Raw genomic sequence first — 26,346 nt, 5'->3', positions numbered from 1 at the left:
ACTCCGTCCGCAGGCGCGGCAGCTCCAGTGTTCCGGTCACCTTCACCCCTGTCCCGACCGGTAGCGCGCTCAGGTCCCTCGTCGCCGCCTGCACGGAATCACTCGCTGTTTCCTTCATCCAGGCAGTACTCCGAGAGGTCACCTTCCGATGCGTCAACCGTCCGTCATATCGCGCCGCGTGGCAGCGGCCGCCGCAGTACTCGTCGTGGCCGCGGGAGCCGCGGCCTGCGGCCCCGAGGACAGCAGCAAGGGCAGCGACGACACCTCCGGCGCGGCGGGCGCCCCCAAGAAGGGCGGCACGCTCACCGTCCTCAACAGCCGCCCGCAGGAGGACTTCGACCCCGCGCGGCTCTACACCTCGGGCGGCGGCAACGTCCCCTCCCTCGTCTTCCGCACCCTCACCACCCGCAACCGGGAGAACGGTGCCGCGGGCTCGAAGGTGGTCCCCGACCTCGCGACCGACCTGGGCACGCCCAGCAAGGACGCCACGGTCTGGACGTACACGCTCAAGGACGGCCTCAAGTACGAGGACGGCAGCGCCATCACCAGCGCCGACATCAAGTACGGCATCGAGCGCTCCTTCGCGGCCGAGCTCTCCGGCGGCGCGCCCTACCTGCGCGACTGGCTGATCGGCGGGGCCGACTACCAGGGCCCGTACAAGGACAAGAAGGGCCTCGCCTCGATCGAGACGCCCGACGCGAAGACCATCGTCTTCCACCTGAACAAGCCCGAGGGCGAATTCCCCTACCTGGCCACCCAGACCCAGACCACCCCGGTTCCGAAGGCCAAGGACACCGGTACGAAGTACGAGGAGCACCCGCTCTCCTCCGGCCCGTACAAGGTCGTCAAGAACGAGGGCGACGGCGAGCGCCTCACCCTGGAGCGCAACCCGCACTGGTCGGCCTCGACCGACGAGGAGCGCAAGGCCTACCCCGACCGGATCGACGTCCGCTCCGGGCTCGACTCCGCCGTCATCAACCAGCGGCTGTCCGCCTCCCAGGGCACCGACGCCGCGGCCGTCACCACCGACACCAACCTCGGCCCGGCCGAACTCGCCAAGGTCAGCGGCGACAAGAAGCTCGCCGCCCGCGTCGGCACCGGCCACTTCGGCTACACGAACTACATCGCCTTCAACCCGAAGGTGAAGCCGTTCGACAACCCGAAGGTCCGCCAGGCCATCTCGTACGCCGTCGACCGCACCTCCGTGGTCAACGCCGCGGGCGGCTCCTCGCTCGCCGAGCCCGCCACCACCTTCCTGCCCGACCAGGCCTCCTTCGGCTACACGCCGTACGACGCCTTCCCGGCCGGCAAGGGCGGCAACGCGGCCAAGGCCAGGGAACTGCTGAAGGAGGCCGGTTACCCCAAGGGGCTGACCGTCACCCTCACGCACAACAACGACAAGAACTTCGAGACCAGCCCGGAGATCGCCACCGCACTGCAGGAGGCGCTCAGGAAGGCCGGCATCACCGTCAAGCTCCGCGGCCTGGAGTCCAACGCCTACTCGGACACGATCTACAACGTGAAGACCGAGCCGGGCTTCTTCCTCGGCGGCTGGGGTGCCGACTGGCCCTCCGGCGGTCCGTTCTTCGCCCCGATCTTCGACGGACGCCAGATCGTCAAGTCCGGGTACAACTTCAACGCCTCGCAGCTGAACGACCCCGCGGTCAACAAGGAGATCGACGAGATCAACAAGCTGACCGACCTGAGCGCCGCCGCCAAGCGCTGGGGCGCGCTCGACAAGAAGGTCGGTGAGCAGGCGCTGACCGTGCCGCTGTTCCACCCGGTCTACAAGCGCCTGTACGGCGAGTCCGTCAAGAACGTCGTCATCAGCGACTGGACCGGCGTCCTCGACATCTCGCAGGTCGCGGTCAAGTAACCATGGCCGAGGCACTGCTGGTCAAGGAGGCGGGGGCCGTCGCGGCCCCCGCCTCCGGGGCCCATCCGTTCTGGCGCCGGCTGCGCGCCCGCCGTGCCGCCCTCGTGGCGGCCGGCATCGTCGCTCTGCTGGTCCTCGCCGCGCTCGCCGCGCCCCTGCTCACGGGCATCGAGGGCCAGAACCCCACCACGTACCACCCCGGTCTCGTCGACTCCGCCACCGGCGGCGTCCCGGTCGGGTCCTTCGGCGGAATCAGCGCCGAGCACTGGCTCGGCGTCGAACCGCTCACCGGACGCGACCTCTTCGCGCGCGTCGTCTACGGCGCCCGCGTCTCGCTCGGCGTCGCGCTCGGCGCGACCCTGCTCCAGGTGGCCATCGGCGTCGTCGTCGGCCTCTCCGCCGGGCTCGGCAACCGCTTCGTCGACCAGGCGCTCAGCCGGGTCACCGACGTCGTCGTCGCCCTGCCGGTCATGGTGATCGCGCTCGGCGCGCTCGCCGTCGTCCCGGCCGGCTTCCCCCGCCCGGTCCTCATCGCCGTGATCGTCGGCCTGGTCGGCTGGTCCGGCATCTCGAAGATCGTCCGCGCCCAGACCCTCTCCCTGAAGTCGCGCGACCACGTCGCGGCCGCCCGGCTCAGCGGCTGGAGCTCCTGGCAGATCGCCCGCCGCGAACTGCTGCCCTCGCTGGCCGCGCCCGTGATCACGTACGCCGTCCTGCTCTTCCCCGGCAACATCGTCGTCGAGGCGGCCCTGTCCTTCCTCGGCGTCGGCATCAAGCCTCCGACACCGTCCTGGGGACAGATGCTCAGCGACGCCGACACCTGGTACCAGGCCGCGCCCACCTACCTGCTGATCCCGGCGCTGCTGCTCTTCGTCACCGTGCTCGCCCTCACCGTCCTCGGCGAGGGTGTGCGCACCGCGCTCGACCCGCGCGCCGCCTCCCGGCTGCGGATCGGCACCGGGCGCAAGAAGGAGGCCGGAGCATGAGCTTGTTCCTGCTGCGCCGCCTCGGCGGGGCGTTCTTCGTCCTGCTCGCCCTCAGCGTCGTCGTCTACGCCGCGTTCTACGTGGCACCGGGCGACGTCGCGCAGATCGCCTGCGGACCGCGCTGCTCGCCCGCGCAGGTCGCCCAGGTCAGCGAGCAACTGCACCTCGGCGACCCGGTGTACGTGCAGTACGCGCACTTCCTCCAGGCCCTGGTCGCCGGACGCGACTACTCCACCGGTACCGGAGTGGTGCACTGCCAGGCCCCGTGCCTGGGACTCTCGTACCAGAGCGGCCAGCAGGTCACCCAGCTGATCGTCGCCAAGCTGCCCGCCACCGCCTCGCTCGCCGTCGGCGCTTTCGTGCTGTGGATGCTGCTGGGCGTCGGCACCGGACTCCTCTCGGTGTGGCGGCGCGGCCGCGCCACCGAGCGCGTCCTCACCTGGATCACCCTGGCCGGCATGGCGACGCCCGTCTTCGTGATCGGCCTGCTGCTGATCATCATCTGCGTCACGGCGCTCCAGATCCTGCCGTTCCCGGACTACGTCCCCCTGACCGAGAACCCGGAACAGTGGGCCTGGAACCTGCTGCTGCCCTGGATCTCGCTCGCGCTCGTCTCCGCCGCCCCGTACGCCCGGATGACCCGGGCCTCGATGCTGGAGACGCTGGCCGAGGACCATGTCCGCACCTTCAGGGCGTACGGGGTCAGTGAGCGCACGATCGTCGGACGGCACGCCCTGCGCGGGGCGCTCGCGCCGGTGATCGCGCTCGGCGCACTCGACATCGGCTCGATGTTCGGCGGTGCCGTGCTCACCGAGTCCCTCTTCGGGATTCCGGGCGTCGGGCGCGAACTCGTCGAGGCCGTCAAGCAGGTGGACCTCCCGGTCGTCGTCGGACTGGTGCTCGTCACCGGGTTCTTCGTCGTCCTTGCCAATGCCGTCGCGGACGTCCTCCAGGCGATGGCCGACCGACGGGTGGTGCTGTCATGAGTCTCGTCGAGGTCACCGATCTCTCGATCTCGTTCGGCGACGTGCACGCGGTGCGCGGACTGTCCTTCTCGCTGGAGGCGGGCGGCGCGCTCGGAGTCGTCGGCGAGTCCGGCTCCGGCAAGAGCGCCTCCGCCTACGCCCTGCTCGGGCTGCACCGCGGGACCGGCGCGAAGGTCGGCGGCTCGATCCGGGTCGCCGGCGTGGACGTCCAGGCCGCGGCGGACGCCGAACTGCGCGGGCTGCGCGGGGCGAAGGCCGCCATGGTCTTCCAGGACCCGCTCTCCTCGCTGGACCCGTACTACGCGGTCGGCGACCAGATCGCCCAGGTGTACCGGGTCCACCACCGCGTCTCCCGGCGGGCCGCGCGGACCAGGGCCGTGGAGGTGCTGGACCGGGTCGGGATCCCGGACGCGGTACGCCGCTCACGGTCCAGGCCGCACGAGTTCTCCGGCGGGATGCGGCAGCGGGCGCTCATCGCGATGGCGCTGGCCTGCGAACCCGAACTGCTGATCGCCGACGAGCCGACGACCGCGCTCGACGTCACCGTCCAGGCGCAGATCCTCGACCTGCTGCACGATCTGCGCCGCGAGACGGGCATGGGACTGCTGCTGGTCACCCATGACGTGGGCGTGGCCGCCGAGTCGGTGGACGAGGTGCTGGTCATGCAGTCGGGGCGCGCGGTGGAGCGCGGTCCGGTGGCCGAGGTGCTCGGCGCGCCCCGCGAGCCGTACACGAAGGCGCTGCTGTCGGCGGTGCCGCGCATCGCCCCGGCGGCGGAGAAGGCCCCCGACGGGGCCGGTGCCACGGCGGCCGCCGAGGGCGATGTGCTGGTCGACGCCGAAGGCGTACGGCAGGTGTTCGGGCGCGGGAAGTCCGCACTGGCCGCCGTCGACGGGGTCTCCCTCACGGTCCGCCGCGGCGAGACGCTCGGCATCGTCGGCGAGAGCGGCAGCGGCAAGACCACCCTCGGGCGGATGCTCGTCGGCCTGCTGGAACCCACCTCCGGCCGGATCGGCCGGGCGGCCCGGGTCCAGATGGTCTTCCAGGACCCGGTCTCCTCGCTCAACCCGCGCCGCTCCGTCGGTGAGTCGGTGGCCGACCCGCTGAGGGCGCGCGGGGAGCGCGACGAGGGCGTGATCAGGGCGCGCGTGGGGGACCTGCTGGGACGCGTCGGCCTCGACGCGGAGCAGTACGACCGCTATCCGCACGAGTTCAGCGGCGGGCAGCGCCAACGGGTCGGGATCGCGCGGGCGCTGGCCGCCGAACCCGAGCTCATCGTCTGCGACGAGGCGGTCTCCGCGCTCGACGTGACGACCCAGGCCCAGGTGACCGCCCTGCTGGCCGAACTCCAGCGGGAGCTGGGCCTCGCCCTGGTGTTCATCGCCCACGACCTCGCCGTGGTACGCCAGGTCAGCGACCGGGTCGCCGTCATGCGGCAGGGCCGGATCGTGGAGGAGGGCCCGGTGGAGCAGGTGTACGGCGAGCCCCGCGACCCCTACACGCGGCAGCTGCTGGCGGCCGTCCCCGCCCTCGATCCGGCGCTCGCGGCGGTGCGCCGCGCGGCCCGCAGGGAGCTGGCCGCAGCCTGACCCTCCGTAATCGACTGCCTCTATAGCGCGACGGAACGCTACCGGGGCGGGAAAGTTACGACGGTTCACCCCTTTCGGTGGTGCGACGGACAACCGTCCGTCGCACCACCGGCGTATCCGCTTACGGTCGTCCCGCTGCGAGTCGCCGATCCAACGGCGGCCGCTCACAAGGGAGATCGGGGGTGTGCTCGTGCGGATCGGACTGCTCACCGACGGTGGTTATCCGTATGCGTCCGGTGAGTCCAGACTCTGGTGCGACCGTCTGGTGCGCGGGCTCGCGCAGCACGAGTTCGATCTCTTCGCGCTCAGCCGTACCGCCGAGCAGGAGGCGCAGGGCTGGGTCCAGCTCCCGCCCCAGGTCAGCCGGGTGCGGACCGCCCCGCTGTGGACCGCCGACGAGGACACCCTCGGCCTGCACGCCCCCAGGGGGCTGCTCGCACGGCTGCTGACCGGTGGGGGCGCGCGGACGTACGGGCGGCGCGAACGACGGCGCTTCGTCACCCACTTCACGGCGCTGGCGACCTCGGTCTGTGTGACGGGTGCGACGGGCGGGGAGCGGGACCTGGGCCGGGAAGTGGACCGGGAGGGCGGGGACAGGGACGCGGCGGCCGGCGGCCCGGATCCGCGGATCGCGGACGCGCAGTTCACCGAAGGCCTCTACGGACTCGCCGAACTGGCCTGCGAACACGGCGGACTTCCCGCGGCGCTCCGCTCCGAGACAGCCCTGCGGATTCTGGAGGCGGCCTGCGGGGCGCCCGGCACCGGACGCACCGTTCAGACCGCCACCGTCCCCGATCTCCTCGCCTTCGCCGCGGAACTCGACCGGGCGCTGCGCCCGCTCTCGCTCGACTGGTACGACGAGGAGAGCCTCGGTGCCGTCGACCTCTGCCACGCCGCGTCCGGCGGCGCCGCCGCGCTGCCCGGACTGCTGGCCAAACGCTTCTTCGGGGTGCCGCTGCTGGTCACCGAGCACGCCGTGCAGCTGCGGGCGCACTACCTCGCGGCGACGGGTACGCCGGTGAGTGCGCCGGTGCGTGCGCTGCTCGCGAACTTCCACGGACGGCTCGCCACCGAGGTCTACCGGCAGGCCGCCCTCATCACCCCCGGCAACACCCACGCCCGCCGCTGGCAGGAGCGCTGCGGCGCCGAACCCGCCAAGCTGCGCACGGTCCACCCCGGCATGGAGTCCGGCCGCTTCGCGGCACTCGGCGAGAGCGAGGACGACGGCGGCCCGGACACGCTGGTCTGGGTCGGCCGGATCGAACCGGCCAAGGACCTGATCGGGCTGCTGCACGCCTTCGCCGAGGTGCGCAGGGCCGAACCCGACGCCCGGCTGCGGATCATCGGTGCGCCGGCGCAGGGGCCGGAGGGTGCCACCTATCTCGCCCACTGCCGCGCGCTCGCCGACCAGCTGTTCCCCGACGAGGCCGTGGACGCACACGCGATCGGCGACAGCCCGGTCTCCTTCGAGGACATCGGCGGCGCCGAGATCCCCGACCTCGCCCAGGCCTACGCGGCGGGCGGCGTGGTGGTCCTCTCCAGCGTGGTCGAGGGCTTCCCGATCAGCCTGGTCGAGGCGATGTTCTGCGGCCGGGCCACGGTGTCGACGGACGTCGGCGCGGTCGTCGAGGTGATCGGCGGCACCGGGCTCGTGGTACCGCCCCGCAACCCCCGGGCGCTCGCGGACGCCTGCCTGGCGCTGCTGCGCGACCCCGAGCGCCGTGCGCGCCTGGGAGCCGCGGCGCGCGCCCGAGCGCTCGAACTCTTCACCGTCGAACAGAACCTCGCGGCATTTCGCGGCATTTACCTGGAGCTGATCTCGCAGGCACCGGTGCGCAGGCCGCCCGTGGCGGACGACGACGGCGGTCCGCGCCCCTTCGCCACCCCGCCGGAGGCCCACGTCCTCGGCCTGTGGCCGGAGCCGGACGACGAGCCGGAGCCTCGGCCGGCCGGGCGGACACCCAGCTGGGCCGGTCAGGGAGTCGGCGCCGGAGCGCGCGGCGCGGGGGACGGCGATGTGTGACCAGGAGACGGCCGGGCCGGGCCGTACGAAACGACCGGGACCGACCGGTGCACCCGGTGACGAGCACGGAGGAACGACGATGGGCCGCCCGACCGAGGTGCCCGAGGCACTCGGCACACCGAAGACCAACAGCAACGGGGACCAGCGCTCGTGGGCGTCGGCCTCGGGCACCCTGGTCGTGGACATCTCCGAACCGGCGTGGGGGCTGCCCGCCGCACCAGCGGACGCCGGCGCGCCGGGCGCTTCGGATGACGGTGACGGTGACGTCGATGGTGACGGTGACGTCGATGGTGATGGTGACGTCGACGTCACTGTGAGCGCGCCGGCCCCGGCACCCGCCCCCGCACCGACCGCCGCGCCCGGCCCCGCCCAGGAGCAGACGGAACCGCCGCCCGACCCTGCCGCCGACCCGGACCTCGACCCCACTCCCGGCCCCACCCCCCGCGCCCCCGAGGTCGCGCACACCGCTCCGGCGCGCAAGCTCGCCACCGGGCGGCGCGGGCCCGCCGACCCCGTGAAATCACTCATGCACCGCCACCGCGACCTCTGCGAACGGGCCGTCGACCCGCTGGAGATCGCCGCCGGACTGGAGGCCCACGGCGTCACCGACCGCACCGCGGCCCGCTACCGGCACCGCGACGTGTTCTCGCTCGCCGAGGAACTCTTCGCACGGGTCCCCGGGGTCGCGGGGGAGCCCGTCGGAGCGTCCTTCGCTCCGGCGCGCGACATCGAGACGCGCGCCGCCTGGTCGCTCCGGGCGCTGCTGCCGGGCGCCGCCTGTCTGGCGTCCTTCATCGCGCTGCGGCTCACCGACGGAGTGCTCGGCGGCGACGCACGGCTCGCCATCGGCAGCGGCGGCGCGCTCCTCGCTTTCCTCGCGCTCGCCCTCGCCCTGCGCTCCGGCCCCCTCTGCGCCGACGGCCGCTCCTCCGGTGCCGCGAGCCTCTTCGGCTGCTGGCTGCTGGGCTACGTCCTGTACGGCGACGCCCTGCTCCACCAGGTCCTCAGCGGCGGCCCCGAAGGCCCCTGGGACATCACCCCGGCCCCGCTGCTCGGACTCGCCGTGGCCGTCGCCCCCGCGGCCTGGTGCGCCCACCTCTTCTCCGTGCACGCGCACCGCAAACTCAACGGCAGCCGCGCACTGGAGGAGTTCGCCGCCGGGGTGCGCCCCCTGCTCTTCGCAGCCGTCGCGTTCTTCCTCTGCGTCCTCGGCGGGCTGCTGTACCTGGCCGGACTGGGGATCGGCGGAGGCGGCTCCGCAGTCGGGGCCGCCGCGCTCGGAGTACTGCTCCTGCTGGCCCGGCTCCTCACCGTGCACGGCTTCCCCGAACCCGCCGCCACCGGACTCGCCGCCGCCTGCGCCGTCGAGGCCGCCGCCCCCGCCCTGGTCCTGGCCGGCCGGCTGCCCGGCCTCGACGCCGTGGCCCGGCCCGTCGACGCCCTCGTCGCGGCCGGGGGCACCGGAGCCGTACCCGCCCTCGCCTGCGGCGCCGCCGCACTCGGCCTGCTGACCACCGCCACCGTCGCCCTCTCCCGGGCCTCCGCCCACACCGCCGCCTGACGCACACGCACACCACAGCCCCGCGGAGCCGACGCCGCGGGCCCCTTCCCGCACCGCACACAACTGCCCCAAGGAGACACCGGACATGACCCCCCAATACCCCGCACCGGCAGCCCGCCGTCGGCACCGAGGGGGCGCGCGATGAGGGTGCTGCTGCTCGGAGCCAACGGATTCCTCGGCCGGTTCGTGGCCGACCGGCTGCTCGCCGACCCCGCCGTGCACCTCACGGCGCTCGGCCGCGGCGACGACGCCGACGTCCGCTTCGACCTCGCCGGCGGCAGCCCCGGAGCGCTCACCCGCTTCCTGGACGCCGTCCACCCCGGAGTCGTCGTCAACTGCGCCGGCGCCACCCGGGGCGGGGCCCGCGACCTGACCCGCCACAACACCGTCGCCGTCGCCACGGTCTGCGAGGCGATGCGGCGCAGCGGCTGCACCGCCCGGCTGGTCCAGGTCGGCTGCTCGTCGGAGTACGGGCCCTCGCAGCCCGGCTCGTCCACGGCCGAGGACGCGATCCCGCGCCCCGGCGGCCCGTACGGCGTCAGCAAGCTCGCCGCCACCGAACTCGTCCTCGGCTCCGGCCTCGACGCCGTCGTGCTGCGGGTCTTCTCGCCGGTCGGACCCGGCACCCCGGCCGGCTCCCCGCTCGGCCGGCTCGCCGAGGCGATGCGCCGCGCCATGCAGTCGGGCGACGGCGAGCTGAAGCTCAGCGGCCTCGGCGTCCAGCGCGACTTCGTCGACGTCCGGGACGTCGCCCGCGCCGTGCACGCCGCGTCGCTCTCCGCCGCCCAGGGCGTCGTCAACATCGGCACCGGCCGCGCCGTGCGCCTCCGTGACGCCGCCGCGGTCCTCGCCAAGGTCGCCGGATACGCGGGCGCGCTCCACGAACTGGACACGCCCCCCGCCCGGCTGCCCATCGGCGCCCCCCGCACGTCCGCCGAATCGGTCATGGAACACCTCTCGGCCACACCGTCCCCCTACCCGGACGGCTGCGGTGCCTGGCAGCAGGCCGACGTCCGCACCGCCAGGGACCGGCTCGGCTGGCGTCCCCGGATCAATCTGGAGGAGTCCCTCGCCGACATCTGGATGGAGGCGGCGTGCCGTATCTGACCAGTACCGGCACCGCCCGCCGCACCAGCGGTGCCGAACAGCTCGGCTTCGGCGTCCCCGGCTGCGCGCACCCGCTGCTCGCACCGGTCGAATGGGCCGAGCTCGCCCGCCCCGGCACCCCCTTGCACTGGGCCGTCCTCGACATCGACAACGGCCCCGGCACCCGCCCCGACCCGCACTGCCTGGAAGCGGCGGGCCGGCTCCGCAACGCCCGGGAGCGGGCCGTCCACGGCGAGGAGTCGCAGGACTCGGTGCGCGCGTCGGCCGGCCGGCTGCTGGGACAGCTCGATCTGGCGTACGGCAACCGGCCCTTCGGTGAGCTGATCGCCGACGCGCGCTCCTACCTGGACTGGTACCGGGTCGACGGCTTCTACCTCGACCGCTGTCCGGCCGAGCGCCCCGACCTCCCGGCGGTCCGCCGGCTCACCGGCACGCTCGCCGCCCTCCTGGAGGAGAGCGACAGCGGGCAGGACGGCGGGCACCTGGTGCTCGGGCACGACACCCATCCGTATCCGGGCTACGCGGAGGCCGCCGACCAGCTGGTCACCTTCCGCGGGGCGTGGACCGACTACCGCTGGTCGCAGGTGGCGGAGTGGACGGCCGGCTATCCGCCCGGCCGGTTCGCCCACTTCGTCCACGGTGTCCCGCGCACCCACCTGGAGGAGGCGATGCGCATCGCCCGCTGGCAGGGCGCCGGGACGATCTTCTTCACGGACCGCACCGGTGAGACGGATCCGGCGAACGGGCGCGGACAAACCGATCCATTCGCGACTCTGCCCAGGTACTGGGACGAAATCGTCTCGCGGATCGGACCTGGTATCTCGGAATGAGAAGGGGCGTGGCAGTGTTACGGCAAGAACAACCGTACGTAGTCGAAGTACGTAGAAACCGACCACCTGCATTGTTGAGGTTCCTGTGTCGCTGCCACCCCTGGTCGAGCCAGCTGCTGAGCTCACCGTCGACGAGGTCCGCAGGTACTCCCGCCACCTGATCATCCCGGATGTCGGGATGGACGGGCAGAAGCGGCTGAAGAACGCGAAGGTGCTCTGTGTGGGCGCCGGCGGTCTCGGCTCGCCGGCGCTGATGTACCTGGCCGCCGCCGGTGTCGGAACGCTCGGCATCGTGGAGTTCGACGAGGTCGACGAGTCGAACCTGCAGCGGCAGATCATCCACAGCCAGGCCGACATCGGCAAGTCCAAGGCCTTGTCGGCCAAGGAGACCGTGCAGGGGATCAACCCCCTGGTGAACGTGATCCTTCACGAGGAACGGCTCGAAGCCGAGAACGTGATGGAGATCTTCGCCCAGTACGACCTGATCGTGGACGGCACGGACAACTTCGCCACCCGCTATCTCGTCAACGACGCCGCGGTCCTGCTGAACAAGCCGTACGTCTGGGGCTCCATCTACCGGTTCGACGGCCAGGCGTCCGTCTTCTGGTCCGAGCACGGCCCCTGCTACCGCTGCCTCTACCCGGAGCCGCCGCCCCCCGGCATGGTTCCGTCCTGCGCCGAGGGCGGTGTCCTGGGCGTGCTCTGCGCGTCCATCGGCTCCATCCAGGTCAACGAGGCCATCAAGCTGCTCGCCGGCATCGGCGACCCGCTCGTCGGCCGGCTGATGATCTACGACGCGCTGGAGATGCAGTACCGCCAGGTCAAGGTCCGCAAGGACCCCGACTGCGCGGTCTGCGGCGAGAACCCGACCGTCACCGAGCTCATCGACTACGAGGCCTTCTGCGGCGTCGTGTCCGAGGAGGCCCAGGAGGCGGCGCTCGGCTCCACGATCACTCCCAAGCAGCTCAAGGAGTGGATCGACGCGGACGAGAAGATCGAGCTGATCGACGTCCGTGAGCCGAACGAGTTCGAGATCGTCGCGATCCCCGGCGCCAAGCTGATCCCGAAGAACGAGTTCCTGATGGGCAACGCCCTCCAGGACCTCCCGCAGGACAAGCGCATCGTCCTGAACTGCAAGACCGGTGTCCGCAGCGCGGAGGTCCTCGCCGTCCTCAAGTCGGCGGGCTTCGCCGACGCGGTGCACGTCGGCGGCGGCGTGATCGGCTGGGTCAACCAGATCGAGCCCGAGAAGCCGGTGTACTAGAGCACGCACGCACACACGAAGGGGCCGGTCCGCACTCACGCGGACCGGCCCCTTCGTCATGTGCCCGCCCGCTACGAACAGGTCTTGCCGTCCGCCGGCACCTTCCCGTCCAGGAAGTACGCGTCCACGGTCGACGTCACACAGCCGCTCCCGCCGTAGGCGCCGTGCCCCTCGCCCTTGTTGGTGAGCAGGATGCCGACGCCCTCGCCGAGCTCGTCCGCCATCTTCCGCGCACCCTCGTACGGTGTCGCCGGGTCGCCCGTCGTCCCCACGACCAGGATCGGACCGGCACCCGGCGCGCTCGCCTCCGGGGTGTCGTGCTCGCCCTTCACCGGCCAGTCCGCGCACCAGCCCGCGGTGTCCCAGGCCAGGAACGGGCCGAAGACCGGGGACAGCTTCGCGAACTCCGGCACGATCGCCCTCGCCTCGGCGGCCGTCGGCCGGGCCGTGGTGTCCGCGCAGGAGATGGCCCGCTGGGAGTGGTTCTGGGTGTCGTAATGGCCCTTCTCGTCACGGCCGTTGTACGAGTCGGCGAGCTGCAGCAGCATGCTGCCGGTGCCGTCCTCCGCCTCGTCCAGGGCCTGGGTGAGCGTGGGCCAGCTGGACTTGGAGTACAGCGGCAGCACGATGCCGGTGATCGCCAGCGACTCGTTGAGCTCGCGGTCCGTCCCCGTCGGCAGCGGCTCGGCGTCGATCCGCTTCAGCAGCGCCGCGATGCGCCGGGTGCCCGCCTTCGGGTCCTGGCCGCGGTCCTTGAGGTAGTTCTCCAGCGCCCGCTGGAAGCCGGTCGTCTGGTTACGGGCGTGGCCCACGGTGTCCGCGGTGGGGTCGACGACCGCGTCGAAGACCGTGCGGCCGACGTTCTTGGGGAAGAGGTGCGCGTAGGTGCCGCCCAGCTCGGTGCCGTACGACATCCCGAAGTACGTCAGCTTCCTGTCGCCGAGGACCGCACGGATCAGGTCCATGTCCCGGGCGGCGTTCGTCGTGCCGACGAACGGCAGGACCTTCCCGGAGCGGCGCTCGCAGCCGGCCCCGAAGGCGGCGCCGTCCTTCATGAACGCCGCCTCCTCGGCCGCGGTGTCCGGCGTCATGTCGATCTTCCGGTTGGTGCTGTCCTGCTCCCGGTCGGTGCGGCACCGCACCCCGGCGCTCGCGGCGACCCCGCGCGGATCGAAACCGACCAGGTCGTAGCGGGTGTTGAGGGACCCGTACGAACCGGCGGCGCGCGGCAGGATGGAGACCCCCGAACCGCCGGGACCACCGAAGTTGAACAGCATCGAACCGAGCCGGCGCCCCTTGTCCCGCGCCTCCTTGCGGATCAGCGCGATCCCGATCGTGTCCCCGTCCGGCTTCGCGTAGTCCAGCGGCACGTCGACCGTCGTGCACCGCCAGGCCGAGCCCGGCGCACTGCCGCCCTCGGGGGCCTTGCAGCGCTTCCACTCCAGCCGCTGCGAGGTGAGGGACGCGGGCAGCGGCGGCAGTCCGCCGGCGGTGGACGCAGGGGTGGCGGACGACGGGGCGGCTGCGCTGGTCTGCGCCTGTTTCCCCGGCTTGTCGTCCGTGCCGCCCCCGCAGCCGGCGAGCGCTCCCGTCAGCATGACTGCGGCGACGACCAGCGCCCCGGTGCGTGTGTGTGCGACCACGTGTGGGTCCCTCCCCGATGTACCCGGCCTGCGAAGTGCGCAGGGCGCCCATGCTAGGGCGTGCCGGCGGTCACGGCCGTCGCCCTCCCGCGCCGCCGCCGGTCTGCTGGACCACGAGGCAGGACCAGGTGAATCCGCCCCCGCCGGTGAGCAGCAGGGCGAACTCCCCGGGCTCCAGCAGACGTTGTGCGGTGATGTCCGTGAGGTTGGCCAGCGGGTCGCCGCAGCCCAGGTGGCCGGTCCGCGCGCCCAGGTGCAACGGCTGCGCCGTCAGCAGCTCCTGGATGACCGGCAGGTACATCAGGCCGAGGACCTTGGGGCCGAGCCGGGGCAGTGCGACGTACCGGATCCGTGGGTCGTCGGCGTTCAGGCCCGCTTCCGACAGCGACTGCAGCAGGACGGCGCGCACCGCTTCGGGGCCGGTCTTGGCGAACAGGTCCATGCCCCCGGACTCGATGAAGGCCCGCTTGGTCCGGCGGATGTCCAGGGGGCGGCCGTGGTCGAACGGGGCGGAGCTGAACGCGTCGGCGCCGCGGTACATGGACTCCATGTCGGGAGCCGCCCGCAGCGCGTGGGAGATCAGCCGGAGGCCGTTACCGGAACGGCCGAGGACGGCGGCGGTCGCCCCGTCCCCGTAGGCGACCTGGTAGTCGCCGCGCCAGCGGTCGAATCCGGTCGGGCCGAACCGGTCGGCGGTCGTCACCAGGGCGGTGCCGTACGAAGGGTCGGCCGTGAGGTGGGCCGCGGCCGTGTGCAGGGCCATGGCGCCGGCGTGGCACATCTGCTGGATGCCGAAGGGGAGGGCGTTCCTGGCTCCGATCCGGTCGGCCACGTAGTGGGCCGGGGACCAGAAGTCGTGGCCCTGGTGATAGATCCAGTTGTGCACCAGCAGGCCGACGTCGGCGGGCCGGACACCCGCGCCGTCCAGGGCGCGCCGGCCGGCCAGTACCGCCATGTCGGGGGCCGACTCCCGGTGGGAGACCGGCACTTCGACCACCCCCGCGGCGGCCGGGATCTCCGGGTCCAGGACACCGTCGGCCACCAGCGCGTATCCGCTCTCGGTGGTGGCGGGCAGCCAGGTGGCGGTTGCTTCGATGGTCAGACCGTCGCTGAAGCGCATACAGGTTCCCCCGTTCTGGGCTCCGCCCATTGGGGCGCGGCCCCGGACGGGCCGTCGCAGTCCGACAGACCGGCGGGGCGGGGCCGCGGATACACCCGGGCCCAGGTGTACGTGACACGGGGTCCGGGCGCTCTGTGTCCATGGGCTCCGCCGCGTGCGGGCCCGCAGGAGCGGTACCCGGCGAGCGAGAGGGACGGATTCATGGTGGCGAGCACACGTACGGCGGCCGAGGTGTGGGACGGCTGGCTGGAGATGTGGAACGAGGACCCACAGGCCGCACACAAGATCATCGGTGCCGAGTACCGGCTTCACCTGCCGACGGCGGGGGCGACGATCGATCCGGCCACGATCCGGGACGCCGCCTCGATGGCGGACTGGGTGAGCGGCTTCACGGGGAAGTTCGATGGCCTGCGGTACGAGACGGACTTCGGGCCGGTGGCCGACGGTGAGCTCGCGGTCTGCCGCTGGTTCGGCACCGCGACCTGCCTGGGCCGGACCGGCTGGCCGTCGGACGTGCCCGGCAAGCGGATCACCTGGGTCGGCGTGGACATCCTGCGCATCGTCGACGGTCTGATCGTCGAGGCGTGGACGCAGGGAGCGGAGACGGGCGAGAGGCCGCGGTCCGCCGCCTGACCCGGCGGGGACGGGACGGGAGGGGCCGCCCTCCCGTCCCGCGGGACCGGCCCTCCGGGGTACGGGCGGCAGCCCGTCGGTCACGTCAGCCGGACCAGCTCTCCACGGGGAGGGACGCCACGCAGGCCTTGGCCCACGGTTCGTCCAGGTTCCATAGATCCATGGCAGCCATATCGTTCAGCATCATGCCCAGAGCCAGAAACCGTTTCACCGTGACGTCATCGGCTCCGGAATTCTCCTGAATCGTATTCCACATGCGCCCGAATCCCGTTTGCACGGCGCTTCGGATCTTCGGGTCGTCGGAGGCGGCGAAGCCGTGGAGCTGAATCAGGAGGAATATCCGGTCGCGCACGAGTGAGCGATATCGGTCGCCCATGGCCACGAGGGCTTCGACCCCTTCAAGGCCTTCTGCCGCCTCATTGAAGGAGGCGACGATCCGGTCGAAGGAATCTTCCACGACAAAGATGAAGAGACCCTTCTTGGTGCCGAAGATTCGAAACACGTAGGGCTGGCTGATGTCTGCTTTGCGGGCGATCGTCTCCACCGAGGTGCCGTAATAGCCCCCGCGGGAGAACTCTTCGGAAGCAATTTGCAGAATCTGCTTGCGGCGCTCTTCGCCCGTCATTCGGTCCATGGTTCACATGAAACCACGCGACGGGGCCGGGGCGATCGGCAGCGGGCCGCCGATCTCGTTGACTGAGTAGTTAGTCACTGCTACCTTGATGGCGTTGCCAGCCGAGCGAGGGAGAGGGAAGACATGACTCAGACCGCAGGGGACGCGGTCCCCGCCGAGAGCGTGGCGGCACCGCCACCGGAGTCCGCGGCGGACGTGCGGCGCCGCAAACTGGTCTTTCTCGTGGTGTGCGCGGGGTTCGTCATGTCGAGCCTCGACATGATGATCGTCAACGTCGCGTTCCCCGCCCTGGAGGCCGACTTCAGCGGCAGCACGGCGGCCGGCCTCTCCTGGACGCTGAACGCCTACTCGATCGTGTTCGCCGCAGCCCTCGTCCCGGCCGGACGGCTCTCGGACCGTTCCAGCCGAAAGGGTGGCTTCCTCCTCGGCCTGGGACTGTTCACCCTCGCCTCGGCGGCGTGCGCGGCATCCCAGGGCGTGCCCATGCTGGTCGCGGCCCGGGTGCTGCAGGCCGTGGGAGCGGCGGCGATGGTCCCCACCTCGCTCGGCCTGCTGCTCGCCACCTATCCCGCGGAGCGGCGCGGCGGCGCCGTACGGGCCTGGACGGCGGTCGGCGGCGTCGCCGCGGCGCTCGCCCCCATCGTCGGCGGCGCGCTCGTCAATCTCGACTGGCGCTGGATCTTCCTCATCAACCTGCCGTTCGGCATCGTCGCGCTCCTGGTCGGACGCCGTGTGCTGCCCACCGCCACGCAGTCCGAGCGCGGGCCGCTGCCCGACCTGCTCGGATCGCTCCTGATCGTCCTCGCGGTCGGCGCCGCCTCCCTGGCGCTGATCAAGGCGCCCGAATGGGGCTGGGGCTCCGCGCGGGTGCTCGGCAGCTTCGCCCTGACGGTCGTCTGCCTGGCCGAGTTCTTCCGGCGCTCCGCCCGGCACCCCAACCCCGTGGTCGCCTTCTCGCTCCTGCGCGTCCGGTCCTTCAGCCTGGCCAACCTCACGGCGCTCGTGTTCAACTCCTGCTTCGGCGCGATGCTGTTCTCGTTCATGCTGTGGTGCCAGAACGTCTGGGGGTACTCCGCGCTGGAGACCGGGCTCGCGCTCGCACCCGGCACCTTCCTGATGCCGGTGATGGCCATGTCCACGGGCCGGCTGGTGAAGAGGTTCGGGGCCGCCACGGTCGTGGTCATCGGCTGCGCCCTGCTCGCCGCGGGCGTCCTGTGGTGGGGTATCGCCGCACAGAGCGAACCCGACTACGTCACGATGCTGCTGCCCGGAGCCCTGCTGACCCCGGTCGGCACCATCCTCGGCACGACCGCCCTGGTCGGCCTGGTCACCAAGGACCTGCCGCCCGCGTCCTTCGCCACCGGTTCCGCCGTCAACATGATGGTCCGGCAGGTCGGGCTGGTCATCGGCATCTCGGTGTTCATCGCCGTGCTCGGCACCCCCGGCGCGGGATCCGCCACCGTGGACGCCTTCCGGCACGCATGGTTCATCGCGGCCGGCATCGGCATCCTCGCCCTGCTCGTCGGGCTCACCCTGACCAGGCGCACCGGCCCGGCGGACGCCGCCGCGTAACACCCCACGACCGCCGCCCGGATCCCGGAACCCCCGTCCGGGTCCGGGCGGCTTCCTTCTGCCCGCAGCACCTGCCGAATGCCTCCCGGCCTCCTGTATCCACCACGCCGGCACGCGGCTCTGTAGGTCTGTCAGCGTGCGGCGGAAGAAGGAGATCAGGACATGAGGTTCGAGGGCGGACTGGGAGTGAAGGCGGTCACCACCTGGCTGCCCGGCACCACCGAGACCACGGGGGCACAGGTGGCCGCGGGCCGTCTGACCGAGGAGCGCGGGAGGCAGCTGGGCGTCACGGAACTGCCCGTGACCGCGGAGCTGGCGGCACCCGAGATGGCCGTGCGGGCCGGCCGCAGGGCCCTGGCCCGGGCGGGCTGGGATCCGGAGAGGGTCGGCTTCCTCGCCCATGCGCGGGTCTTCCACCAGGGCCACGAGAAGTGGTCGTACGCGCACTACATAGCGAGCGAGCTGGGCCTGCCCTCCACGGCGCTCCCCTTCGGGATCGAGGCGCTGTGCACCGGCGGCGCCACCGGACTCCTCCTCGCCGCCACCCAGCTCGTCGGCGACCCCGCGCTGACCGGCGCGCTGGTCACCACCGCGGAGCGGTACTACGCCCCCGAGTGGGACCGCTGGAGCATGCACTCCGACATCGGATACGGCGACGGCGCGACCGCCGCCCTGCTGCACCGGCGCGACGGCGGCCGGGACGATCTGAGACTGCTGTCCCTGACCCACTCGACGGCCAGCCGCCTGGAGGGGATGGAGCGCGGCAACCGTCCCTTCACCCAGGTACCGATGCAGGACCGGAAGACCTGGGAGACGAACGCCGAGCGGAAGGACTTCTACGAGGCGGTGGGCAAGGAGGCCTTTCCGGAGGCCGCGCGCGTCCATGTCCGCGCCTCCCTGCTCCAGGCCCTGGAGGAAGCGGGCCTGGAGGGGGACGACCCGCGCATCCGGCTGTTCACGATGCCCCGCATGGGGCCCCGGCTGGTCGACGTGATGTACGGCTCCGTGGCGGGCCTGCTCAAGGCGGAGACCGTGCTGCTGGGGGGCAGGACGGGGCACCTGGGCGCGGGCGACATGCTCGCGAACATGGCCGACATCGTCACCCACCGGATGCTCATGCCCGGCGAGTTCGCCGTGGTCGCGGGCGCGGGCGGGGGCTTCACCTGGTCCACCGCGGTCGTCCAGGCCCCCGAGGAATAGCCCCGGACCCGCCCATGCAGGAAAACCCCGTGAGCCGCTCTCGCGGGAAGGAGAGGACGTACATGAATCACCCCGCGCACCCCCGTGCGGCGAACCGGATGGTGGTCGGTATCAGTGGCGCCACCGGCATCGCCTACGGCATCCGCGCCCTGCAGGCCCTCGGGGCGGCGGGCATCGAGACCCACCTGGTGATGTCGCGGTCGGCGCGGCTGACACTCGCGTACGAGAGCGATCTGACCGTCGCCCAGGTGCAGGAACTGGCGGACTTCCACTACTCGCCCGAGGACGTGGGCGCACCCGTCGCCAGCGGTTCGTTCCGCACCCGCGGCATGATCGTCGCCCCCTGCTCGATGAAGTCGCTCGCGCAGATCGCCGTCGGCACCTGCGACACCCTGCTCGCCCGCGCCGCCGACGTGACGCTCAAGGAGCGCAACCGGCTGGTGCTCATGGTGCGCGAGACGCCGCTGACGCTCACGCATCTGCGCAACATGACGACGGTGACGGAGAACGGCGGCATCGTCGCACCTCCCGTCCCGGCCTTCTACACGCGTCCCGCCGGCCTCCAGGACGTGATCGACCAGTCCGTCGGCCGGGTGCTCGACCTGTTCGGCATCGACACCGGGGCCTTCCCGCGCTGGGGTGAGGCCGCACCGCCGGCCGGCGCGACGACCGCGGACGGCACCGCCGCCGTCACGACACGACAGCTCGACAAGAGCGCGATCCACGCCTGAGGACACGTATATGACGAAACATCTGACCAGCCTGCGCGACTACCTCGACGCGCTCCGCGAACTGGGCGACGTACGGGAACTGCACACGCCGGCGGACACCCACCTGGAGATCGGTGCGGTCATCCGCCGCAGCGCCGAGAACCGCGACCAGGCCCCGCTGTTCACCTCGGTCAAGGGGTACGCGCCGGGCTTCCGGGTCCTCGGGGCACCCGGCGCGCTCAGCTCCGTGCCCGGATCGCGCTGGGCCCGGGTCGCCCTCTCCCTCGGCCTGGCCGCGGACGCGCACCCCCTGGAGATCGTCGGGGAGCTGACGGCCGCGCGCGGCCGCGAGCCCGTCGCGCCGGTCGTCGTCGACTCGGGCCCGTGCCAGGAGAACGTTCTCCTCGGCGACGACGCGACCCTGGACTCCTTTCCCGTCCCCCTCATCCACGACGGTGACGGCGGCCGCTACATCAACACCTGGGGCGCCATCGTCGTGCGGACCCCCGACGGCAGCTGGACCAACTGGTCCATCGCCCGCGTCATGATGATCGACGGCCGTCGCATGGCGGGCATGGTCCGGCCGCTCCAGGACGTCGGGAAGATCTTCGCGATGTGGCGCGAACGCGGCGAGCCCATGCCGTTCGCCCTGGTCCAGGGCGCCGAACCGGCCGTGCCCTTCGCCTGCGGCATGGGACTGCCGTCCGGGACCGACGAATCCGGTTACCTGGGCGCCCACTTCGGTGAGCCGCTGGAACTCGTGCGCTGCAGGACCGTGGACCTGGAGGTGCCGGCCACCGCCGAGATCGTCATCGAGGGCCACGTCTCCCTCGACGAGACGGCGCCGGAGGGCCCGATGGGGGAGTACGCCGGCTACCTCACCGGACGGGCCAACCCCTGGCCCGTCTTCCACATCAGCGCCATCACCCACCGCGACGACCCGATCCTGCCCGTCGTCTCGGCCGGGAAGCCGGTCGAGGAGGACCACACCGCGGTCGGCGTCACCTACTCGGCCGAGGCCCTGTACCAGCTGCGCGCGGCAGGGATCCCCGTCACCGCGGCCTGGATCGTGCCCGAGACCGCCATCAACCTGCTGGCCGTGACCGTCCCGCGGGACTGGCGCGAACGTTCCGCCTTCACCAGCACCCGCATGCTCACCCAGGCCGTCGCCCAGGTGGCACTGCGTCCCAAGGTCGGCTACTGGGTCACCCGGATCATGGTCCTGGACGACGACATCGACCCCACCGACCTGCGCGACGTGATGTGGGCGTTCCACACCCGCAGCCACCCCACCCGGGGCCAGCTCCTCATCGAGCACCAGAAGGTCACGCCCCTGCACGTCTTCTACTCCCGCGACGAACTCGTCGACGGGGGACCGAAGATCGCGTACGACTGCCTCCTCCACCCCGACGAGGACAAGCGCGCCCGCAGCACCGCCTTCAAGGACAACTTCTCCGCCGACATCCAGGCCCGTGCCCTCGCCATCTGGGAGAACCGATGACCGCCACGCACGCCGCTTCCCCCTCCGCCGGTACCGACGACGCGCAGCGGCGCCTGGTCATGGTCAGCGGCGGCAGCCGCGGCATAGGCCGGGCCGTCGCCGTGCACCTCGCCGCGCAGGGGTACGACATCGCGTTCTGCGGGCGCTCCGCGTCCGCGGCCGCGGAGGAGACCGCGGACCTGGCGCGCGCGCAGGGGGCCGCCGTCTTCCACGAACCGTGCGACGTCACGGACCACGAGGCGGTCGAGACCTTCGTCAAGCGGGCGGAGGGGGAACTCGGCCCGGTGTACGGGCTGGTGAACTCGGCCGGGATCGTCAAGGACAACCACCTGGTGATGATGCCCGTCGCCGACTGGACCTCGGTCATCGACACCAACCTCACCGGCACCTTCAACTTCTGCCGGACCGTGGGCTTCGGCATGCTCAAGCGGCGGACCGGCGCGATCGTGAACATCTCCTCGGTGGCCGGCGTCTACGGCCACGCCACCCAGGCCAACTACGCTGCCTCCAAGGGAGGCGTGAACAGCCTCAGCCGTACGCTCGCCAAGGAGCTCGCCCGGCAGGGCATCCGGGTCAACGTCGTGGCCCCGGGCTTCATCGAGACGGACATGACGGACGGACTGAGCGCCAAGGCGCGCAAGGACGCACTGGCCGCGGTGCCGCTCCGCCGCTTCGGAACGGCCCAGGAGGTCGCGGACCTCACCGGGTTCCTGCTGTCCGACAAGGCGTCCTACATCACGGGGCAGGTCCTCCAGGTCGACGGAGGCGTGGCGTTGTGACCGTGCCGCACCCGGCGGTGGCCCCGGCAGGACCGCACATCTGGTGGTTCACCGTGCCGCCGCCGGGTGCGGACACGGCGGCGGCCGAGCGGCTGCTCGGCCCCCGGCAGCGGGAGCGGGCCGCACGGCTCCGCCGGCCCCTGAGCCGGCACCGCAAGATCATGGCCCACGCGGCCCTGCGCGTCCTGATCGCGGCGCGGCTGGGCGGCGAACCCGGGGAACTCGAACTGGGGCGGGCCGTCTGCCCGGAGTGCGGCGGGCCCCACGGGCGCCCCTTCGTGGCAGGTGCGCGGGGCTTCGAGTTCTCGATGGCACACACCGGCGACGAGGCCGTCTACGCCTTCGCGGACGAGCCCGTGGGAGTGGACGTGGAGAACGGCCGGGTGGCTGAACGCACCGTCCGCACGGTCGCCCGATGGCTGCCGCCCGGGCAGCGAACCCTGCTGGACACACTGCCCGAGGCCGAACGCTCCGCGGCGTTCGCCCGGCTGTGGGTGCGCACGGAGGCGTTGGCGAAGGGGCGGGGGACGGGGCTCGCGCACGGACTGGGCGCCGCTCCGGACGCGTCCGCGGAGCCGCGGTGGCGGCTCGTGGACCTCCGGGCGCCCGACGGCCTCGTCGCCGCCCTCGCCGTACCGGCGCGCGACGCGACAGCGCCGCCCCGGCCGCGGAGCGGTAGATTGCCGGCGGCGTCCGTCATCGACGCCGCCGGGAGGGCTCGGGCCCCCGGCCGGGCCGCACGAGCCCGGCACGATCCGAACCCGGCACCCGACAACGGCGGAAGGGCACACGATGCGAGGCAGTGACTCCGCACGGCACGCGGAGAGCGACGAGGACGCGGCTCTGGAGGCACTGCGCACGGCGCTGGGCCGGCCGCCGCTCGCCCTGGTGGCCGAGATCGCCTCGTGGCCCGCGCCGGGAACCGCCCCCGCCCCGGAGGACGCCGAGGGCGACGCCGGTCGGGCGCCCGCCCGGACGGACGCTGTCACACCGGTGCAGCGCACGCCTCACTGACGGCCTCCCGCCTGCGCAACTGCTCCGCGAGACGGTGCAGCGCCCGGCCGCGCAGCGGACCCACGGAACCCCGGGCGATGCCGAGACGGCGGCTGACCTCGTCGTAACCGGGAGCCGGATCGGCGCTGAGCAGCGCCAGCAGCCGCTGGTCGCGGTCGGGCAGCTCGGCCAGGGCGACCAGAACCTCCGCGTCGCGCTCCCGGGCCAGCAGGGCGTCCTCCGGACCGGGCTGCGCCACCACGGGCCGTTCCAGACTTCCCGCGTCGCCCACCGGCACGTACCGCCCCGAGCGTTCGTACTGCTTCAGGCTCTCGCGGCGCGCACACGTCGTGAGCCAGGCCGGAAACCGCTCCGGCGTGTGCATCCCGGGAAGGCTCTGGTAGACCCGCAGCCAGGTCAGCTGGAACACCTCCTCGCAGTCGGCGGAGCTGAGCCGGTGCGAGCGGGCGACCGTCCACACCAGGGGGGCGTACCGCTCGACGAGAGCCGCCCAGGCGGTCTGTGAACCGGAGAGGCACGCGGCGACCAGTGCGCCGGGGCTGCCGGGAGCCCCGGCGGCCGTGCGTGCCGGCGGTATCGGTGTCGATGACATGGGCTTCCTTCCTGCGTCGGGAGTGGTGCGCGGGGGCCGGTGCGGTCCGCACCGGCCCCCACGGGTGCGGACCGGTCAGCCGGCGGACCCGTCCAGGTCCAGCACGGCGCAGCCCACCAGCCCGTCCACGGACAGCGAGGTGATGACGGCCGTGCCGCCGCGGGCGCCGCCGTCCGCCGGCTCAGGGGCGAGTACCGCGGCGACCTGCAGCAGCCCGTCGGCGCTGAGGCACTCGCCGACCGTCTCCTTGACCCGCACGACCCGGCCGGGCAGCGCGCCCAGCGCCCGGACCACGGCACGCTCCTCCAGCCGCTCCAGGCCGGTCCGGCCGGTGGCGCCCAGCGAGACGGTGGTCACCTCGGCGGGGGACCTGCCGCTGCGCTCCAGAGCCGTGCCGATCACGGAGACCAGCCCGGCGGCCAGGCCGGTACGCGTCGCGAACCCGGTCTCGCACGCCAGGACGCGGGCGAGCGCCGGCCGCCCCGCGGCCCCGGCCACCTCCTCGGGCTCGACCATGAGGGCCGCCGCACCCTCGCCCACCGGTGCGGCGGCGGCGAGCGCACCGGACCGGTGCCACCCCCATGCCGTCTGCGGGGAGAACTCCTCCACGCCGGCCACCAGCAGACGGTCGGCCTGTCCCTGGCGCAGTGCGTTGCGGGCGTAGCGCAGGGCCTGCACCCCCGCCAGATGACCGCCGGCCAGCGTGGCGTTCACCCCGCGCAGCCCGTGCCGGATGGCGATCTGGCCGGCCGCGCAGTTCATCACCGTGTTGGGGAACAGGCTCGGGTTCACCAGGTAGGGGCGCTCCTGGCGCAGCGTCTCCAGTGAGTACTCGCTGGAACTGCGGATGCTCCCGGTGGTGGTGCCGAGCACGACCCCGGTGCGCTCGCCCACCGGCTCCGCCAGCGAGTCCAGGGCCAGCCGGCAGGCCACCAGCCCGAGTTTGGTCGTACGGTCCAGATGGCGGACGCCCTTGCGGCCGATCAGTTCCGCGGTCCGCAGATCGGGAACGGTACGCACCGGCCGCGGCGGCGGGGTCTCGCCGTCGGGGACCGGCTCCGCGTGGACGGCGAGGGAACCGGACAGCGCCCGGCCCAGGGCTTCGAGGCCGAGCCCGGCCGGTGTCGCCACCCCCACCGCGGTGATGACGAGCGGGGTGACGGCGGGAGCCCGGCGGTCTGCGGTCACGGCCGCGGTGGCGGTACTCATGAGGCCCTTCCCAGAATGGTGATGGCGTTGTTCCCGCCGAAGGCGAAACCGTGGTTCTGCACCACCCGGGGACGGGCGGCCCGTGCCGAGACCGGTACGGGATCGACGCCGGGGCCGAGAGCGGGATCCACCTGCTCCACCCCCGCGGTCGGCGGCAGGAAGCCCTCGTACAGCGCCTGGCAGCAGATCAGCGCACCGAAGCCGCTGGCCGCGCCCATGGTGTGACCGATCATCGACTTGATGGAGCTGATCGGCGGGATGCGGTCACCGAACACCTCACGGGCGGCGCTGACCTCCGTGGCGTCGTTCGTGCGGGTACCGGTGCCGTGGGCGCATATGTAGTCGATGTCCTCGGGCGTCACGCCCGCACTGCGGTGCGCCGCCCTGATGCACGAGGCGATGCTGGTCGGGTCCGGGTGGACCATGTGCTCGGCATCGCAGTTGACGCTGTAGCCGAGCACCTCGGCGTAGATCCGGGCGCCGCGTGCGACGGCACGGTCGTAGGGCTCCACGAGCAGCGCGACCCCGCCCTCCGCCGTGAGGATCCCGGAACGGTCCGCGTCGAAGGGGCGGCAGATCTCCTCCGCCAGGGCGCCGAGCCGGTAGAACCCCGCGTGCGCCCACCGGTTCAGCGAGTCGGCACCGCCGGCCAGCATGTAGTCGGCCTCGCCGCTCGCCACCATGTCGTAGGCGTAGCCCAGCGCGTAGTTGCTGGCCGAGCACGCGGTGGCGAGCGTCAGCGCCTCACCCGAGAGGCCCAGTTCGCTGTTGACCGCGGCGGCGATCCGGCCTGCCGGAACGGCGCCGACCCGCTCGCCGGGCAACGACTTGAGACCGTCCGCGGCCCAGGCGGCGACGAGTTCCTCGATGACCGCGGACTCGCCGCTGGTGGTGCCCATCACCGAACCGCTGCGGGCCCCGGCGAGTGCGGCCTCGGACAGATCCGCGTCCGCGACGGCGAGCCGGGCGGCCGACGCGGCGAACTGCGCGCTGCGCCCCCACTCCCCGGGCGCGATGCGGCGCAGCCACGCGGCGGGTTCGAACTCGTGCACCTCACCCGCGTACGTGTGGGGGAAGCCGGTGGTGTCGAACCCGGCTATGGGGGAGGTGGTGCGGCGGCCGGCCCGGATGGAGGCCGTGAACGCGGCGGCGCCGATCCCGGCACTGCTCACCGCGCCCAGGCCGGTGATGACGACGCGGCGGTTCCCCGGTTCAGGCATCGGTACCCCCGACGAGGGACCGGGCGACCACGGCACGGACGCCGTCGAGGTTGCCCATCTCGGTGAGGTCGTCCTGGGGGATCGTGACACCGAGGTCCTTCTCGATGCGTGCCAGGATCTCGATGGCGAGCAGCGAGTCGGCGTCGTGGTCGTCGATGAAGCTGCTGGTGTCCGTGAGTTCGTCCGCGTCCAGCTCCAGGACCTCGATGACGATGTCCCGCAGCTGGGTGTCCTGCTCGGCGGTCAGGACGGTGGTGTCGGCGCTCATGGCGTCCGCCTTTCGTTCATGGGTGTGAC

General features: G+C 72.4%; 23 protein-coding genes and 2 pseudogenes. 18 read left to right on the top strand and 7 right to left on the bottom strand.

All coding sequences use genetic code 11. The features are described from left to right. The first annotated feature begins 148 nt into the window (after positions 1–148). The 10 genes and pseudogenes from OG521_13455 to moeZ all read left to right on the top strand — a co-directional run bounded on the left by OG521_13455 (position 149) and on the right by moeZ (position 12,222). Positions 149–1,876 (top strand): ABC transporter substrate-binding protein, encoded by a 1,728-nt coding sequence (locus tag OG521_13455; GenBank protein WUW21733.1) that lies wholly within the window; start codon positions 149–151, stop codon positions 1,874–1,876. A 2-nt stretch (positions 1,877–1,878) separates the two neighbouring features. Then, entirely contained in the window at positions 1,879–2,862 is a 984-nt protein-coding gene (locus OG521_13450; GenBank protein WUW21732.1) for an ABC transporter permease, read from the top strand. Next, positions 2,859–3,848 (top strand): ABC transporter permease, encoded by a 990-nt coding sequence (locus OG521_13445; protein ID WUW21731.1) that lies wholly within the window; start codon positions 2,859–2,861, stop codon positions 3,846–3,848. Before OG521_13450 ends, OG521_13445 begins: the two co-directional genes overlap by 4 nt. Then, a pseudogene (locus OG521_13440) lies at positions 3,845–5,347 on the top strand (ABC transporter ATP-binding protein). Before OG521_13445 ends, OG521_13440 begins: the two are co-directional and overlap by 4 nt. Further along, a pseudogene (locus OG521_13435) lies at positions 5,344–5,463 on the top strand (hypothetical protein). Before OG521_13440 ends, OG521_13435 begins: the two co-directional pseudogenes overlap by 4 nt. 164 nt (positions 5,464–5,627) lie before the next feature. After that, the gene (locus OG521_13430; protein ID WUW26674.1) at positions 5,628–7,460 is read left to right on the top strand and encodes a DUF3492 domain-containing protein; all 1,833 of its coding nucleotides are present in this window, start codon (positions 5,628–5,630) and stop codon (positions 7,458–7,460) included. A 79-nt stretch (positions 7,461–7,539) separates the two neighbouring features. Beyond that, positions 7,540–9,021, top strand: coding sequence for a hypothetical protein (locus tag OG521_13425; GenBank protein ID WUW21730.1), 1,482 nt, complete (start codon positions 7,540–7,542; stop codon positions 9,019–9,021). A gap of 141 nt (positions 9,022–9,162) precedes the next feature. Further along, complete coding sequence (locus OG521_13420) at positions 9,163–10,128, top strand: NAD-dependent epimerase/dehydratase family protein (GenBank protein ID WUW21729.1); 966 nt, start codon at positions 9,163–9,165, stop codon at positions 10,126–10,128. After that, positions 10,116–10,958, top strand: coding sequence for a spherulation-specific family 4 protein (locus tag OG521_13415; GenBank protein ID WUW21728.1), 843 nt, complete (start codon positions 10,116–10,118; stop codon positions 10,956–10,958). The genes OG521_13420 and OG521_13415 overlap by 13 nt, the downstream gene beginning before the upstream one ends. Positions 10,959–11,043: 85 nt before the next feature. Then, positions 11,044–12,222 (top strand): adenylyltransferase/sulfurtransferase MoeZ, encoded by a 1,179-nt coding sequence (gene moeZ, locus OG521_13410; GenBank protein ID WUW21727.1) that lies wholly within the window; start codon positions 11,044–11,046, stop codon positions 12,220–12,222. 71 nt (positions 12,223–12,293) lie between these two features. Here moeZ and OG521_13405 read toward each other — a convergent pair whose 3' ends face one another. Together OG521_13405 and OG521_13400 are read right to left on the bottom strand one after the other, a co-directional pair. After that, positions 12,294–13,820 (bottom strand): alpha/beta hydrolase, encoded by a 1,527-nt coding sequence (locus OG521_13405; GenBank protein ID WUW26673.1) that lies wholly within the window; start codon positions 13,818–13,820, stop codon positions 12,294–12,296. 115 nt (positions 13,821–13,935) lie between these two features. Next, complete coding sequence (locus tag OG521_13400) at positions 13,936–14,985, bottom strand: ketoacyl-ACP synthase III family protein (protein WUW21726.1); 1,050 nt, start codon at positions 14,983–14,985, stop codon at positions 13,936–13,938. 201 nt (positions 14,986–15,186) lie between these two features. On the opposite strand from OG521_13400, the gene OG521_13395 reads away from it, so the two are divergent. After that, entirely contained in the window at positions 15,187–15,618 is a 432-nt protein-coding gene (locus OG521_13395) for an ester cyclase (GenBank protein ID WUW21725.1), read from the top strand. A gap of 85 nt (positions 15,619–15,703) precedes the next feature. Here the strand turns inward: OG521_13395 and OG521_13390 are convergent, their stop codons facing one another. Beyond that, a complete protein-coding gene (locus OG521_13390) occupies positions 15,704–16,252 on the bottom strand; it encodes a TetR/AcrR family transcriptional regulator (GenBank protein WUW21724.1) in 549 nt (182 codons plus the stop codon). A gap of 123 nt (positions 16,253–16,375) precedes the next feature. Between OG521_13390 and OG521_13385 the strand changes: the two genes are divergently transcribed. From OG521_13385 to OG521_13355, 7 genes are all read left to right on the top strand, one after another. Then, positions 16,376–17,824: an MFS transporter gene (locus tag OG521_13385; GenBank protein WUW21723.1), complete on the top strand. Its 1,449-nt coding sequence runs from the start codon at positions 16,376–16,378 to the stop codon at positions 17,822–17,824. A gap of 162 nt (positions 17,825–17,986) precedes the next feature. Next, a complete protein-coding gene (locus OG521_13380; GenBank protein ID WUW21722.1) occupies positions 17,987–19,024 on the top strand; it encodes a 3-oxoacyl-ACP synthase in 1,038 nt (345 codons plus the stop codon). Between the two features lie 62 nt (positions 19,025–19,086). Next, complete coding sequence (locus OG521_13375; protein WUW21721.1) at positions 19,087–19,755, top strand: UbiX family flavin prenyltransferase; 669 nt, start codon at positions 19,087–19,089, stop codon at positions 19,753–19,755. A 10-nt stretch (positions 19,756–19,765) separates the two neighbouring features. Further along, a complete protein-coding gene (locus OG521_13370) occupies positions 19,766–21,235 on the top strand; it encodes a UbiD family decarboxylase (GenBank protein WUW21720.1) in 1,470 nt (489 codons plus the stop codon). After that, positions 21,232–22,014: a 3-oxoacyl-ACP reductase FabG gene (gene fabG, locus OG521_13365; GenBank protein WUW21719.1), complete on the top strand. Its 783-nt coding sequence runs from the start codon at positions 21,232–21,234 to the stop codon at positions 22,012–22,014. Before OG521_13370 ends, fabG begins: the two co-directional genes overlap by 4 nt. Then, positions 22,011–22,820 (top strand): 4'-phosphopantetheinyl transferase superfamily protein, encoded by an 810-nt coding sequence (locus OG521_13360; protein WUW21718.1) that lies wholly within the window; start codon positions 22,011–22,013, stop codon positions 22,818–22,820. The genes fabG and OG521_13360 overlap by 4 nt, the downstream gene beginning before the upstream one ends. Continuing rightward, positions 22,807–23,028, top strand: coding sequence for a hypothetical protein (locus OG521_13355; GenBank protein WUW21717.1), 222 nt, complete (start codon positions 22,807–22,809; stop codon positions 23,026–23,028). The genes OG521_13360 and OG521_13355 overlap by 14 nt, the downstream gene beginning before the upstream one ends. On the opposite strand, the gene OG521_13350 is transcribed toward OG521_13355, so the two are convergent. From OG521_13350 to OG521_13335, 4 genes are all read right to left on the bottom strand, one after another. After that, complete coding sequence (locus tag OG521_13350) at positions 23,000–23,620, bottom strand: sigma-70 family RNA polymerase sigma factor (GenBank protein WUW21716.1); 621 nt, start codon at positions 23,618–23,620, stop codon at positions 23,000–23,002. The two genes, OG521_13355 and OG521_13350, sit on opposite strands and share 29 nt — an antisense overlap. Positions 23,621–23,695: 75 nt before the next feature. Beyond that, positions 23,696–24,829, bottom strand: coding sequence for a hypothetical protein (locus OG521_13345; GenBank protein ID WUW21715.1), 1,134 nt, complete (start codon positions 24,827–24,829; stop codon positions 23,696–23,698). Continuing rightward, positions 24,826–26,049: a beta-ketoacyl-[acyl-carrier-protein] synthase family protein gene (locus OG521_13340; GenBank protein WUW21714.1), complete on the bottom strand. Its 1,224-nt coding sequence runs from the start codon at positions 26,047–26,049 to the stop codon at positions 24,826–24,828. The genes OG521_13345 and OG521_13340 overlap by 4 nt, the downstream gene beginning before the upstream one ends. After that, complete coding sequence (locus OG521_13335) at positions 26,042–26,317, bottom strand: phosphopantetheine-binding protein (GenBank protein ID WUW21713.1); 276 nt, start codon at positions 26,315–26,317, stop codon at positions 26,042–26,044. The genes OG521_13340 and OG521_13335 overlap by 8 nt, the downstream gene beginning before the upstream one ends. Positions 26,318–26,346: the final 29 nt, after the last annotated feature.

Origin of the sequence: Streptomyces sp. NBC_01463 (assembly GCA_036227345.1) — a bacterium.
Taxonomy (GTDB): Bacteria; Actinomycetota; Actinomycetes; order Streptomycetales; family Streptomycetaceae; genus Streptomyces.
This window is presented reverse-complemented; position numbering and strand designations above follow the sequence as displayed.

What these genes read in the sequence shown, in the direction of transcription:
- OG521_13455 (WUW21733.1), top strand. Translation starts at nt 149, where the DNA reads ATGCGTCAACCGTCCGTCATATCGCGCCGCGTGGCAGCGGCCGCCGCA.
- OG521_13450 (WUW21732.1), top strand. Translation starts at nt 1,879, where the DNA reads ATGGCCGAGGCACTGCTGGTCAAGGAGGCGGGGGCCGTCGCGGCCCCC.
- OG521_13445 (WUW21731.1), top strand. Translation starts at nt 2,859, where the DNA reads ATGAGCTTGTTCCTGCTGCGCCGCCTCGGCGGGGCGTTCTTCGTCCTG.
- OG521_13425 (WUW21730.1), top strand. Translation starts at nt 7,540, where the DNA reads ATGGGCCGCCCGACCGAGGTGCCCGAGGCACTCGGCACACCGAAGACC.
- OG521_13420 (WUW21729.1), top strand. Translation starts at nt 9,163, where the DNA reads ATGAGGGTGCTGCTGCTCGGAGCCAACGGATTCCTCGGCCGGTTCGTG.
- OG521_13405 (WUW26673.1), bottom strand. Translation starts at nt 13,820, where the DNA reads ATGCTGACGGGAGCGCTCGCCGGCTGCGGGGGCGGCACGGACGACAAG.
- OG521_13400 (WUW21726.1), bottom strand. Translation starts at nt 14,985, where the DNA reads ATGCGCTTCAGCGACGGTCTGACCATCGAAGCAACCGCCACCTGGCTG.
- OG521_13395 (WUW21725.1), top strand. Translation starts at nt 15,187, where the DNA reads ATGGTGGCGAGCACACGTACGGCGGCCGAGGTGTGGGACGGCTGGCTG.
- OG521_13390 (WUW21724.1), bottom strand. Translation starts at nt 16,252, where the DNA reads ATGGACCGAATGACGGGCGAAGAGCGCCGCAAGCAGATTCTGCAAATT.
- OG521_13385 (WUW21723.1), top strand. Translation starts at nt 16,376, where the DNA reads ATGACTCAGACCGCAGGGGACGCGGTCCCCGCCGAGAGCGTGGCGGCA.
- OG521_13380 (WUW21722.1), top strand. Translation starts at nt 17,987, where the DNA reads ATGAGGTTCGAGGGCGGACTGGGAGTGAAGGCGGTCACCACCTGGCTG.
- OG521_13375 (WUW21721.1), top strand. Translation starts at nt 19,087, where the DNA reads ATGAATCACCCCGCGCACCCCCGTGCGGCGAACCGGATGGTGGTCGGT.
- OG521_13370 (WUW21720.1), top strand. Translation starts at nt 19,766, where the DNA reads ATGACGAAACATCTGACCAGCCTGCGCGACTACCTCGACGCGCTCCGC.
- fabG (WUW21719.1), top strand. Translation starts at nt 21,232, where the DNA reads ATGACCGCCACGCACGCCGCTTCCCCCTCCGCCGGTACCGACGACGCG.
- OG521_13355 (WUW21717.1), top strand. Translation starts at nt 22,807, where the DNA reads ATGCGAGGCAGTGACTCCGCACGGCACGCGGAGAGCGACGAGGACGCG.
- OG521_13350 (WUW21716.1), bottom strand. Translation starts at nt 23,620, where the DNA reads ATGTCATCGACACCGATACCGCCGGCACGCACGGCCGCCGGGGCTCCC.
- OG521_13345 (WUW21715.1), bottom strand. Translation starts at nt 24,829, where the DNA reads ATGAGTACCGCCACCGCGGCCGTGACCGCAGACCGCCGGGCTCCCGCC.
- OG521_13340 (WUW21714.1), bottom strand. Translation starts at nt 26,049, where the DNA reads ATGCCTGAACCGGGGAACCGCCGCGTCGTCATCACCGGCCTGGGCGCG.
- OG521_13335 (WUW21713.1), bottom strand. Translation starts at nt 26,317, where the DNA reads ATGAGCGCCGACACCACCGTCCTGACCGCCGAGCAGGACACCCAGCTG.